This is a genomic window from Streptomyces sp. NPDC056480, from assembly GCF_042795405.1.
Lineage (GTDB): Bacteria > Actinomycetota > Actinomycetes > Streptomycetales > Streptomycetaceae > Streptomyces.
Genome location: NZ_JBHTSA010000013.1, coordinates 49,182 through 61,684, shown reverse-complemented (window position 1 = coordinate 61,684; position 12,503 = coordinate 49,182). Strand labels below are relative to the sequence as shown.

The window sequence follows — 12,503 nt, the reverse complement described above, 5'->3', positions numbered from 1 at the left end:
CAAGAGGGCAACGGTTTGGACAGGAACAGCCATCGGTTGTCCATTCGATGAAGAACAGACAGGATCGATCGCAAGGTGGCTACACTGCTCCTGAACTGGGCCGTCGTCCGAGGGGAGCGGGGAAGTGCACGCGGAACACAGGCATCAGGCGATCCTGCGCAGGCTGCGCGAGGAGGGCTCCCTCCGGGTCAGCGACTTCGCCGCCGAGCTGGGAGTCTCCCCGGTCACGATCCGCCGCGACGTGGAGGTCCTCGCCGACCGCGGTCTGGTCGCCCGGGTGCACGGCGGGGCCATGCTTCCCGAGACCTGGGCGGAGACCGCGCCCGCGGACGCGGACCCCGCCGCACCGGCCCGCGGCCGGGAGCGCGTCATCGGCCTGATCGTGCCGTCCGCCGACTACTACTACCCCGAGGTGATCAAGGGCGCACGCGAGGCGGCCGCCGCACGGAACGCCCGGCTGGTGCTCGACATCTCGGGGTACGACGCGGACGAGGAACGCGCGCAGGTCGACAGGATGATCGGCGACGGCGTCGACGGCCTCCTCGTCGTTCCGACCGGGCCGCGCGGCTGGTACGAGCACCTGCCCGTCCCCGTCGTGATCGTGGAGCGCCGGCCCGAGTCGGACGAGACGGCCGGCATCGACCACGTCGTGTCCGACCACGTCCACGGGGCGCGCCTGGCCGTGCGGCACCTCGCGGAGGCCGGCCGCACGCGCCTCGCGCTGCTCGTGCGCGGCACGAGCCCGACCGCACAGTGGATCATCGAGGGCTTCGAGGCGGGCGTGCGGGCTGCAGGCCTCGAAACGCCCCTTCCGGTGTCCGTCCTGGACACCGGCGACGCGGGTCCCGGGAGCCCGGAGTACGACGACCCGGTCGAGGAGCTGCTGGCCGCCGTGGCCGCCGGCCGCGTCGACGCGGTCATCGCCCATCCCGACAACCACGCGCTCGCGCTGCTGAGGAGGCTGCGCGCGCGATCCGTCCAGATCCCCGGCGACGTCGCCATCGTGGCGTACGACGACGAGGTGGCGGGACTCGCCGACGTCCCGCTCAGCGCCATCGCCCCGGCGAAGCACGAAGTCGGCGCGTCCGCGGTGGAGTTGCTGGTGCGCAGGATCGAGCAGCCGGACGCTCCCCGGCACCGGCTCTTCGTCCTCCCGCGACTGCGGGTGCGCTCGTCCAGCGGCGGCTGAGCGGAGCGGGTCTCGCCGGAGCCGCCGTGCCGGGGGCCGTCCCGTCGATCAGGCCGAGGCGTCCCCGAGGCCTTCGCGCTGGATCCGGGCGAGCACGATCACGGCGTCGTCGGTGGGCGCCTCGGGCAGCAGCCGTGCCAGGACGCCGTCCGCCGCCTCCTCCAACGTGCCGGTCGCGCCTTCGAGTTGCGAGCGCAGCGCGGCCATTCCCGCATCGATGTCGACGCCGCGCGCCTCGACGAGTCCGTCGGTGTACAGCGCGAGGGTGTCGCCGTCGTGGAGCTCGATCTCGGTCGTACGGAAGGGCACGCCGCCGACGCCCAGCGGCACCCCCAGCACCTCGTCCACCGACTCGACCGTGCCGCTCGCCCGGCGGAGCAGCGGGGGCAGATGACCCGCGTTCGCGATGCGGGCCAGGCCCGTCGTCGGGTCGTAGCGGATGTAGAGGCAGGTCGCGTACGCGATGCCCGCGTCCTGGGCGCAGGCGTCGAGCTCCTCCAGGAGGCCGGCGGGTTCCAGGTTCTGGCGGGCCAGGGCCTTGGCGGTGATGCGCAGCCGCCCCATCGCCGCCGCCGCGGGCACGCCGTGCCCCATCACGTCGCCGACCACCAGGGCCACCCGGCCGCCGGGCAGATCGATCACGTCGTACCAGTCGCCGCCGACCTCGGTGGCCTGGCTGCCCGGCAGGTAGCGGTGGGCCACGCGCACGGCCGGGCTGCTCGCGAGGGCGGTGGGCAGCAGCGCCCGCTGGAGGGTGAGCGCGATGTCCTGGACCCGGCTGTAGAGCCGTGCGTTGTCCAGGCACAGCGCGGCCCGCGAGGCGAGCTCGCCCGCCAGGCTGAGGTCGTCCTCGGTGAACTCCGGACGGCCGCCGGAGCGGCCGAACATGGTGATGCCCTGCACCGTGCCCCGCGCGATCAGCGGAGCGATGAGGAGCGAGGTCAGACCGCTGTCGATCAGGAGGCGGGCACGGGCCTGGTGGATGACCGTGCGGGTCATGAAATCCGCGTTCACGGGGACGCAGACGGGACGGCCCGTCGTGAGGGCCCGGTGGATGCTCGAGCCGGGCGGATACGTCACGCGCTCCAGGCCGCCGACCAGCTCGGGTGCGGGCGGCGGAAGACACGTGCCGGCGGCGATCCGGCGGGTGAGCAGCACCGCGTCCGGATCGAACACCTCGCGTTCGTCCTTCCACTCCACGACCTCCACCACGGAGGCTTCGCAGAACTCGGGAACGACCGCCTCGACCAGCTCGCGGGCCGTGACGTTCACGTCCAGCGTGGTGCCGATCCGGGCCGCGGCCCGGTCGAGCAGCGCCAGACGCCGTCTGCCGGCGGCCGCCTCCACGAGGGCCTGCTCACGGTCGGTGACGTCCACCAGGAGACCGCCCACCCCCGCCCGCGAGCCGACGGCCCGACTGAGCGGGAAGAAGCTCACGGAGCGTACCTGCTCGCGGTCGGGACGGCCCGGCGTGCGCAGCACGACCAGCGTGCTCACGACGGGCCGTCCCCCGTCGGCGACGGCGCGGAGCATGCGCTGGTACTCACCCCCGTCGGAGGTGATCATGAACTCGGCCATGGTCCGGCCGATGTGGTCCTCGATCGGGGTCCCGTCCATGTCGGCCAGGGCCTGGTTGAGGTGGACGTACCGGAGGTCCTCGTCGAGCATCACCAGGCCGATCGGGCACGTCGCGAACAGCGCGTCGAGAAACGCGAGGTTGGTCTTCACCCGGTCGAGCCCGGAGCTCTCGCTCGCCAGACCCAGGATGACGGAGCGGCCGCCCGTGCCGGTCACCGGGAAGACCCGGAACCCGCAGTCGAAGATCCTGCCGTCCCGGTGCAGCGTCGGCACCCGTGCCCGCCAGTAGCCCAAGGTCCGACCGCGCTCCGCGAGGCGCTCCGCGGTACCGGCCCCGTCCAGGGGAGCGGCGGGAAAGAGGACGGCGGCGGGCCGGGACAGCACGTCCGCGGCCCCGTGGCCGAAGAGCCGCTGCGCACCGGGCCCCCAGTAGCAGATCCGGCCGTCCTCGTCGATGCCGAGCACGGCCACGGCCACCTGCTCGAGCAGCGTCCCGGGCTCCGACCAGAGAGGCCCGGGAGCCTGTTCGTCTCCCGGCCGACCCCCCGGTCGAGGCGAGGACACACGGCCCCCTTTCCGGGCACGGACGGCCGGCGGGCGCGCTGCTCACCGACGGAGCGGGACTCTCCCGTCAATTCTGCCCGCGCTCGCCGGATCGGACATCACGGAGACCCCCGCGCGAAGAAGGCGCCGCCGGATCCCGCCAGGCCGCACCCGCCTCGACGTCACCGCACGTCACTTCACCGGGGCCGACTCCGCCAGGGCGTTCAGGGCGGCCTCCTCGGCCGCGGCGCGGTCCTCCGGGACCAGGCCGATGCGGGTGCGGCGGTCGAGGAGGTCGGAGACGTCGAGGGCGCCCTCGTGGCGGACGGCCCACACCAGCTCGGCGCCCGTGACCGGGTGACCGGGGACGACGGTACGGGCGAGGGCGGGGTCTTCGATGCCGAGCGCGTGCACGGCGGGTGCCTCGGAGCCGTAGCGGTACACGAGCCGGGCCGGGACGTCGAGCCCGGCGAGGACCTTCGGTCGGGCGGCGCCGACGAGGGGGACGGACGCGGTACGGCACGGCCCGGCGGTCAGGTCGCCGGCGGTCACGGCGGCGTCGACGGCGTCCTGGGCCATGCGGCGGTACGTGGTCAGCTTGCCGCCGACGACGGTGACGACGCCGGAGGGAGAGGTGAGCACGGCGTGCTTGCGCGAGATGTCGGCGGTGCGGCCCGCCGCGTCCGCGTCCCGGGTGTCGAGCAGGGGCCGCAGGCCCGCGAAGGCACCGACCACGTCGGCACGGTGGACGGTGACGTCGAGCGCGGAGCCGAGGACGTCGAGGAGGAAGCCGATGTCGGTCTCGGGGACCTCGGGCACGTCGGGGATGTCGCCGTCGACGGGTTCGTCGGTGAGGCCGACGTACACCCGTCCGTCGCCCTGCGGGAGGACCAGCACGAAGCGGTTCGTCTCGCCGGGGATCGGGATGTGCAGGCCCGCGGAGAGCCGGCCGAGGTCCTCGGAGCGCAGGACGAGATGGGTGCCGCGCGAAGGCCGCAGGCGTACGTCGTCGACGAGGCCGCCCGCCCAGACCCCGGCCGCGTTGACGACCGTACGCGCGCGGATCCGCAGCTCCTGGCCGGTGGTCTCGTCGCGGACCAGCGCGCCGTCGCGGTGCAGCTCGAGGGCCCGGGTGCGGGTGAGGACGCGGGCGCCGTACGCGGCCGCCGTGCGGGCGATCGCGGTGACGAGACGGGCGTCGTCGGAGAGCCTGCCGTCCCAGGAGAGCAGTCCGCCGCGCAGCCCCGTGGGGCGGAGGGCCGGGGCGAGGTGCCGGGTCTCGACCGCGGAGAGCGTGCGCGGCTGGGGCAGCGTGCTCCGCGAGGTGCGGGCGCCCACGCGCAGCAGGTCGCCCGCGAGGAATCCGGCGCGGGCGAGGGCGGCCTGGCCGCGGCTGACGAGCGGGGTGAGGGGAAGCACGAAGGGCTGCGCGCGGACGAGGTGGGGGGCGGTGCGCTCCATGAGGATGCCCCGCTCGACCGCGCTCTCGTGGGCGACGTCGAGCTGTCCGGACGCGAGGTAGCGCAGTCCGCCGTGGATCAGCTTGGAGCTCCAGCGTGACGTGCCGAAGGCGAGGTCGTGGGCGTCGATCGCGGCGACGGTGAGCCCGCGGGTGGCCGCGTCGAGGGCGGCTCCGGCGCCGGTGGCACCCAGGCCGACGACCAGGACGTCGACCACGCTGTCGGCAGCGCCGCCGGCGAGCCGGTCCAGTTCGCGCAGGCGCCGCCGGGCGTCGAGGGAGGAGCCGGGCAGGGCGGGGCTGCTCGTGGGGTTCATGGGGCGATGGTCCTCTCCAGCAGGGTGCGCAGCTCGTCGAGGAAGGCGGCTTCGCTCAGTTCGGGATCGGTGTCGTCGGTCATGGTGCGCAGCGAGAGCGTGAAGGACTGGACGACCAGCAGCAGGGACCTGGCCTGCAGGTCCGCCCGGACGCGGCGTACGGATCCGTCCTCGTGGCCGTCCTCGAGTGCCGTGTGGAGGAGCCCGAGCAGGGCGTCCTGGCTGGCGCCCCGGCGGTCGAGGATGTACGGCAGCAGCAGCTCGGGATCGACGTCGATGATCTTGTGGAAGAGCGGGTGGGCCCGGAACGCGGCCGCTCCCGCGACGAGTCCCTCGACGATCCGCTCCCGCTCGGGCCGGTCCTCGTCGGAGGCCGGCATGGCCCCGGCGGCGACGGCGATCCACTCACGGGTCATCAGGTCACCCACCAGGCTGCGCACATCGGGCCAGCGCCGGTAGATCGTCATCCGGGACACGCCCGCGCGCCGGGCGATGTCGGTGAGGGTGGTTCGCCGTACGCCGACGGCGAGCACACAGTCGCGTGCGGCGTCGAGCACGGGATCTGTGTCTTCATGGTTGTGACGAATGGGCGTCATCTGTCACAGTGTAATGCCAGCGTCGGCCGAGTGGCAGCGCCATCCGTGAAACAGACCGTTAGGAACCCTTTCGAAGTGGACATGTTGTGGAGCGGTTGGGGCGACCCGGCCAAGGCGGCACCCCTGCCCGACTCGGTCACCGGCCTGCTGCGTGACCTGCTCGGCGTCACCCCGCGCGAAAGCGGCCCCGCCGCACTCGCCGACATCGCGCCGCCCGCCCCGGCGCTGCCCGACGAGGCCCGCGCCGCCCTCGTCGAGGCCGTCGGCACGCCGGACTCCCTGCGGGAGGACGCCGAGAGCCGCATCCGGCACACCCGGGGGAAGTCGACCCCCGACCTGCTGCGCATCCGCGCCGGAGAGGTCGACGACATCCCCGCCGCCGTCGTGCTGCCGGGCGACCACGACGAGGTCCTCGCCGTGCTGCGCGCCTGCGCCGAACACGGCGTCTCCGCCGTACCGTTCGGCGGCGGCACCTCCGTCGTCGGCGGCCTCGCGCCCACCACGAAGCGGCCGTTCGTCGCGCTCGACCTGCGGCGGCTCGACCGGCTGACCGCCGTCGACGAGGTGTCCCGCACCGCGACGCTCCAGCCCGGACTGCGCGGCCCGCAGGCCGAGGCGCTGCTCAACGAGAAGGGCTGGACCCTCGGGCACTTCCCGCAGTCCTTCGAGTGGGCGACCGTCGGCGGCTTCGCCGCGGCCCGCTCCAGCGGCCAGGCGTCCGCCGGATACGGCCGCTTCGACGAGATGGTCCTCGGTCTGACGGTCGCGACCCCCGAAGGCACCCTGGAGACCGGCCGGGCCCCGCGCTCGGCGGCCGGCCCCGACCTGCGCCAGCTGGTCCTCGGCTCCGAGGGCGCCCTCGGAGTGATCACGGCGGTCACCGTGCGCATCCGTCCGCTCCCGTCGAAGCGGATCTACGAGGGCTGGCGCTTCGCCTCCTTCGAGGCCGGCACGGCGGCACTGCGCCGACTGGCCCAGGACGGCCCGCGGCCCACGGTGCTGCGGCTGTCGGACGAGTCGGAGACCTTCATCGGTCTCGCGCAGCCGGACGCCATCGGAAGCGCCGAACTCCCGCAGAACCCGGGCTGCGTGGCCATCGTCGGCTACGAGGGCACCGAGGAGGAGACGATGGCCCGCCGTGCCGTCGCCCGCGAGGTCCTCCTCGCCTGCGACGGAGAGCTCATCGGCGAGGAGCCCGGCGACAAGTGGGAGCACGGCCGGTACAACGCGCCCTACCTGCGGGACGCGCTGCTCGACGCCGGCGCGTTCGCCGAGACGCTGGAGACCGCGGCCTTCTGGTCCGCGATCCCCGGCCTCTACGCGGCCGTGCGGGAGGCGCTGACGAGCGCGCTGACCGAGGCCGGCACGCCGCCGCTCGTCATGTGCCACATCTCGCACACCTACGAGAACGGCGCCTCCCTGTACTTCACCGTCGTCTCCGCACAGGGGGAGGACGCCGTCGCGCACTGGGAACCGGTGAAGCGTGCGGCCAACGACGCGATCCTGGCCGCGGGCGGCACCATCAGCCACCACCACGGCGTCGGCACCGACCACCGCGACTGGTACGCCCGGGAGATCGGTCCCCTCGGCATCCGCATGCTGCAGGCCGTCAAGGCCGAGGTCGACCCCTCCGGTGTGCTGAGCCCCGGAGTTCTCATCCCCGTCCGCTGAACCCTACTTCTGCCGCCCGGAGGCCAGATCCATGCGACAGTTCACCGCCGTCGTCAACCCCACCGCAGGGGGTTCCAGCGGCACGGCGGGTCTGCTCCCGCTGGCCCGTCTGCTGCGGGAGGCGGGTGCCAGGCTCGACACCGTCTACAGCCGCAGCCTGGAGCACGCCAGAGAGCTCGCCCAGGACGCCGGGGCGCGGGGGCACGTCGTGCTCGCCGTCGGCGGTGACGGCATGGCCGGCTGTGTCGGAGGTGCGCTCAGCGGTACGGACACGGTCTTCGGCCTCGTCCCGGCGGGGCGCGGCAACGACTTCGCCCGCGCCCTGGGCCTGCCCACGGACGCCCCGCGGCTCGTCGAGATACTGCTCCACGGCGAGCCGCGGGCCGTCGACACGATCGAGGTGGAGTCCGCCGTGCACGCCGGGACCTGCGTCCTCGGCAGTGTGTACGCGGGCGTCGACGCGGTGGCCAACCGCCATGCCAACGCCTCCCGCGTGCTGCGCGGCGCGGCCTCGTACTACGCGGGCGGCCTGCGGGCGGTCCTCGCCTGGAAGCCCGCCGCGTACCGCGTCACCGTCGACGGCGTGCGGCACGGGCGCACCGGCTACACCGTGGTCGTGGCGAACTCGGGCTTCTACGGGTTCGGGAGGAACGTCGCACCGGGTGCGCGGATCGACGACGGGCTGCTCGACGTCGTGATCATCAAGCAGGCGCCCAAGCGCCTCTTCTTCGCCATGATGAACGAGCTGAAGACGGGCGTGCACGTGAACCGGCCCGAGGTCGAGATCCTGCGCGGCAAGGAGGTCCGCCTGGAAGCGGACCGCCCCCTCCCGTACGGCGCGGACGGCGAGGTCGACGCCGTCCTGCCGGTGACCCTCAGGGTGCGGCCCGCCGCGCTGAACGTCCTGGCCTGACAGGACGTCCGCGGGCCCTCGGGCCCGGCGTACCGGATGCCCGGAGAGAGCGACGCCTCCTCCGGGCATCCGGCTCGGCGCTTGTTCACTTCCGTACGAATGTGATCGCTCATGCTGAACTCTTGTGCACAGCATGGTGAAATCAGACGGGTACCGACCGGTATCCGGACGGCGGATGCCTAGCCTCCACCTTCATGAATCCCCTACGCACGGCAGCCGGGCTCGCGCTCGCGCTGCTGTTCCTCGTGCTGGGCATCGGCGCCCAGCCCGCGTTCGCGCACGTCTCGCGCGAGCAGGCCGAACTGGTGCTGGCGACCGGTGACGACGTCACCAGAGGCCGCCTCATCGTGCACCACGGCGTGGTGCCGGCCGACCAGGCGGGCGCCTGGGCGGCCGGACTGCTCAGGGCCGGCTGCCCGGCCACCGGATCCGGCGCGGCCGGCGACAAGGGCGGCGTCCCCGGGGGCGTCGTCGTCGAACTCGCCTGGGGCTGCCGCGTCGACGCGCTCGACCTCACCCCGCTCATCGAGCACGGCGGACTGACCCGGGTCGTCGTCGAGTTCGACGGCACGGCCGCCGACGCCACCGCGGACACCCCGCTCGTCGACGCACACGGTGTCCACGCGCCGCCGGCCTTCCCGTGGACCACCGTGCTCACCGTCGCCCTCGCCGCGGCCGCCGGCTCCGCCCTGCTGATCGCGGCCCTCCGGCCGCGCCGCAGGACGCACCGGATCCGGGTGGCGACCGTGGGCGCCCTCGCGCTCTCCTTCCTCGCACCCCAGGCCGCGTTCGCCGACGGCACCGCCGACCGGGCCGCGACCGCCACCGTCGAGGGCACCGTCTTCAAGGACACCGACGGCGACGGCAAGCGGGACAAGGGCGAACGGCCCATGCCCGGCATCGACGTCACCGACGGCGCCGTGTGGACCACGACCGGCGCCGACGGCGCGTACCGCCTGGAGATCGACCCCGCCCGACGCGAGACCGACCTCGTCGCCATCGTCTCGCCCGACGGCTACACGCCCGCTCTGCGCAAGGACTGGATCCCGCAGTTCTTCCACCGGATCCCCGAAACAGGCGGCACGGGCGTCGACTTCGCGCTCGTCCCCGACCGCAACGCCTCGAACCCCACCGAGAAGTGGGTCATGAACTCCGACACCGAGGTCGGCAACCGCAACGACGACGAGGCCCGCCGCGCCCTGCCCCAGTGGACCGGCCAGGTACGGGCGATGTCCGAGGTCGACGGCGCGACGATGCAGATCGCCACCGGCGACCTCACCGTCACCGACTACGCCGACGAGCCGCGCCGCCAGGGCGGCTACGACCTCTTCAGCAAGGGCCTCGAACAGGGCCGGCTCGGCCACCCCTTCTACCCGGTGATGGGCAACCACGACTTCGGCGGCACGGCGACCTCCCAGGGCTACGCCGGCAGCCTGGAGTACTACCGCCGCAACCTCGCACCCGAGTGGTACAGCTTCGACCGCAACGGACGCCACATCGTCGTCCTGGAGGACAACTACGACGCGAGCGGTCTCGAGCCGCAGCTGGAGTGGCTGCGCCGGGACCTCGCCCGGCACGCCGTCGGCAAGCAGGTCTTCGTCTTCGCCCACCGCTCGCTCTTCACCCAGTGGGGCCCCGGCGCGGGCATGCAGCCGACGATCGACGAACTCGCCAAGTACGACGTACGGATGGTCGCCGCAGGCCACAACCAGCAGGCCGAGTTCCGGCGCGGCGCCTTCAAGAGGTCCGTCGAGATCAACAACCAGGGCACGTACGGCATCGACGGCGCCCGCCCCGACTACAAGGTCCTCGACTTCAGCGGCATCACCGACGACCCGCGTACCCACCGCGACGAGGACACCGGCCATGTGACCGGCATCCACCGCCAGTTCGACGTCGACGACGACGCGGCCCTCGTCAGTCCCGCGGACGGCAGCGTCCACGGCGAACGGGCCGGAGTCCCCGTCGAGGCGTACGCGGAGGACGACGGCCGCACCCCCGCCGAGGCGGTGCTCACCGTCCGGAACGACCGCGGCCGCGTCGTCGACCGCGAGACCGTCCGCTTCGGCAGGGGCGCCTCCCGCCCCGGCATCGAGAACTGCCACACCGCGCCCGGCGGCACGCCGGAGACCTGTCCCGGCGCGCGCGGTGCCTGGACCCGGGCGAGCGGCGCACTGCGCGGGCTCAGGCCCGGCACCTACACCGCCGAGTCCGTCGCGCACGACACCCGGGGCGTGCGGTTCCCCGTCGTGAGGAACACCTTCCGGGTCGTCCGCGACGCCGACCTCGCCAGGCCCGGGACCGGTCGGGACTGGCTGCGACAGGGCGGCGACGAGGCCGGCCGGTCCGCGAGCGCCGACACGCCGGGCGCCACGCTCGACCTCAGATGGGCCCGCCACACCGGCGAGCAGTTCAACCTCAACGGCTCGGTGATAGCGGACGGCCGGCTCATCGTCTCGTCCCGCGCCTTCGACTCGCCGTACAGCATGATGCTCGCCTACGACATCGCCTCAGGGCGCGAGCTGTGGCGCACGTACCTGGACGGCGACGCCGAGTCGGCGCCGACCCTCCACGGCGGCAAGGTCTACCTGACCACCGGAGTCGGCCGCGTCTACGCCCTGGACGCGGCGAGCGGCCGCATCGCCTGGCAGTCGATCGACCGCGAGGAGACCCACGGGGACACCGTGCGTCGCTACGGCCGCGCCGGCGGACCGGTCAGCGTCCTCACCCTCACGGGCGCGGACCCCCGATCGGTCGCCGTCTACCAGGACGCCTCCACGGTGCGCTGCCGCGACGCCGAGACCGGCGGCCTGCTGCCCGGAGGCTTCGGCGCCTCGTTCTCCTGGGGGCAGGCCCACAGCACGGTGATCCGCGAACCCGGCTCCGACACCGCCTATCTGCACTCCATGTCGAGCAACACCGTCATCGCCATGGATCTCGCGACCTGCACCCGGCTGTGGGTCAAGGACACCGCGGGCGACATCGACAGCCACTCCTCTCCCGTCCTGACCGACCCGGCCACGGGCGCGCCGCAGCTGGTGACGTCCACGGCGTACGGCACCCGGGGCCACGACCCGAGGACGGGAGCCGTGGTCTGGGAGTCCAGGCTCGGCGGCGGCAGCACCTGCGAACCGGGGCGCGCCCCGCTCACCAGCCCCGCCGCGTGGGGCGGCACCGTCTACGCCGCCGGCCGGGACGGCGTCGTGCGCGCGTACGACACCGGCGCCGCCGATCCGTCGAAGCCGCTGTGGGAGACCGGCTCCGGCTACCTGGCGGGGGAGAGCCCGCTGGACGACCCGTGGCGCGTGGCCATGGGCTGTGCGGTCGGCGACGGTTCGCCGACGACGCATCCGCTGGTGACGAGGGATCACGTGTACGTGGGGACGTGGGACGGGAGACTGCTCGTCCTCGACCGGGCCACCGGCCGGCGCACCGCCTCGTACGACCTCGGAGCCGGAGTGGCCTCGGCCCTCTCCGTCAGCGGTGACTGGCTGTTCGCCCTCACGGACGACGGCACGGTCCACGCACTCGCCGCTCGCCGGAAGGAGAGGGGAAGCACGGCCGGGGGGACGTCGGCCCCCGCCGTCGCGGCGGGACGGCTCCCGGCGCCGTAGGAGCGCTACGCCGTGGTGTCGGTCGGCTGCTCGTCGGAGGAGACGATCGACACCTCCAGCTTGCGCAGCAGGCGTGCGAGCTGGCGGTGTTCGGAGGGCGACAGGCCCGCGAGCATCCGCCGCTCGTTGTCGAGGTGCTCGGCGAACACCGTGTCCACCGTCGCGAGACCCTTGTCGGTGAGGCGGGAGTAGACGACCCTGCGGTCGTCGTCGTCCCGTTCGCGGACGATGAGGCCGTCCTTCTCCAGGCGGTCGATCCGCAGCGTCACCCCCGCCGACGACACGAGGCCCGAGTCGGCGAGCTGCCCCGCGGTCAGCCGATGGGGGTGCCCGGCGCGCCGCAGCGCGGTGAGGACGTCGAAGCCGGCCACGGACAGGCCGTGACGTTCGATCGAGGCGGTGAGCCGGGTGTTGTAGCGCAGGTAGGAGCGGTGGAGGCGGGCGAGGACCTCCAGCGGGCCGGTATCCAGCTCGGGCCTCTCCCGCGCCCAGTCCTCGATCACGCGCGCGACGGCGTCACGGTCCGCCGGCCTCGATGCAGCCATGCTCTTTCCCCTCGTCCTGCGTCGTCCCCCGATTTCTCACAGCACTGAGAATCTTAGTCCTGAGGTGAAAGCGCGCGG

8 protein-coding genes are annotated in these 12,503 nt (G+C 73.5%); 4 read left to right on the top strand and 4 right to left on the bottom strand.

Going from position 1 to position 12,503, the window contains the following annotated elements:
* The first annotated feature begins 124 nt into the window (after positions 1-124).
* Positions 125-1,189: a substrate-binding domain-containing protein gene (locus ACFQ79_RS09065; protein WP_383580525.1), complete on the top strand. Its 1,065-nt coding sequence runs from the start codon at positions 125-127 to the stop codon at positions 1,187-1,189.
* Positions 1,190-1,237: 48 nt separating this feature from the next.
* Here ACFQ79_RS09065 and ACFQ79_RS09060 read toward each other — a convergent pair whose 3' ends face one another.
* The 3 genes from ACFQ79_RS09060 to ACFQ79_RS09050 all read right to left on the bottom strand — a co-directional run bounded on the left by ACFQ79_RS09060 (position 1,238) and on the right by ACFQ79_RS09050 (position 5,682).
* Positions 1,238-3,331: a SpoIIE family protein phosphatase gene (locus tag ACFQ79_RS09060; protein WP_383580522.1), complete on the bottom strand. Its 2,094-nt coding sequence runs from the start codon at positions 3,329-3,331 to the stop codon at positions 1,238-1,240.
* Positions 3,332-3,502: 171 nt separating this feature from the next.
* A complete protein-coding gene (locus ACFQ79_RS09055) occupies positions 3,503-5,086 on the bottom strand; it encodes a glycerol-3-phosphate dehydrogenase/oxidase (RefSeq protein ID WP_383580520.1) in 1,584 nt (527 codons plus the stop codon).
* The gene (locus ACFQ79_RS09050) at positions 5,083-5,682 is read right to left on the bottom strand and encodes a TetR/AcrR family transcriptional regulator (RefSeq protein ID WP_383580518.1); all 600 of its coding nucleotides are present in this window, start codon (positions 5,680-5,682) and stop codon (positions 5,083-5,085) included. The genes ACFQ79_RS09055 and ACFQ79_RS09050 overlap by 4 nt, the downstream gene beginning before the upstream one ends.
* A gap of 75 nt (positions 5,683-5,757) precedes the next feature.
* Between ACFQ79_RS09050 and ACFQ79_RS09045 the strand changes: the two genes are divergently transcribed.
* The 3 genes from ACFQ79_RS09045 to ACFQ79_RS09035 all read left to right on the top strand — a co-directional run bounded on the left by ACFQ79_RS09045 (position 5,758) and on the right by ACFQ79_RS09035 (position 11,880).
* On the top strand, positions 5,758-7,353 hold the full coding sequence (locus ACFQ79_RS09045) for an FAD-binding oxidoreductase (protein WP_383580516.1): 1,596 nt from the start codon (positions 5,758-5,760) through the stop codon (positions 7,351-7,353).
* Positions 7,354-7,384: 31 nt separating this feature from the next.
* Positions 7,385-8,266, top strand: a complete 882-nt coding sequence (locus ACFQ79_RS09040) for a diacylglycerol/lipid kinase family protein (protein ID WP_383580514.1) — start codon at positions 7,385-7,387, stop codon at positions 8,264-8,266.
* 194 nt (positions 8,267-8,460) lie between these two features.
* Positions 8,461-11,880 carry a PQQ-binding-like beta-propeller repeat protein gene (locus ACFQ79_RS09035; protein WP_383580512.1) on the top strand — a complete coding sequence of 1,140 codons (3,420 nt, stop codon included), beginning with the start codon at positions 8,461-8,463 and terminating at the stop codon, positions 11,878-11,880.
* A 5-nt stretch (positions 11,881-11,885) separates the two neighbouring features.
* Here ACFQ79_RS09035 and ACFQ79_RS09030 read toward each other — a convergent pair whose 3' ends face one another.
* Positions 11,886-12,425 carry a MarR family winged helix-turn-helix transcriptional regulator gene (locus tag ACFQ79_RS09030; RefSeq protein ID WP_383580510.1) on the bottom strand — a complete coding sequence of 180 codons (540 nt, stop codon included), beginning with the start codon at positions 12,423-12,425 and terminating at the stop codon, positions 11,886-11,888.
* Positions 12,426-12,503 lie beyond the last annotated feature (78 nt).

Excerpts from the sequence above, each read along its gene's own strand:
- ACFQ79_RS09055 (WP_383580520.1), bottom strand. The coding sequence starts at position 5,086 with ATGAACCCCACGAGCAGCCCCGCCCTGCCCGGCTCCTCCCTCGACGCC.
- ACFQ79_RS09030 (WP_383580510.1), bottom strand. The coding sequence starts at position 12,425 with ATGGCTGCATCGAGGCCGGCGGACCGTGACGCCGTCGCGCGCGTGATC.
- ACFQ79_RS09035 (WP_383580512.1), top strand. The coding sequence starts at position 8,461 with ATGAATCCCCTACGCACGGCAGCCGGGCTCGCGCTCGCGCTGCTGTTC.
- ACFQ79_RS09040 (WP_383580514.1), top strand. The coding sequence starts at position 7,385 with ATGCGACAGTTCACCGCCGTCGTCAACCCCACCGCAGGGGGTTCCAGC.
- ACFQ79_RS09050 (WP_383580518.1), bottom strand. The coding sequence starts at position 5,682 with ATGACGCCCATTCGTCACAACCATGAAGACACAGATCCCGTGCTCGAC.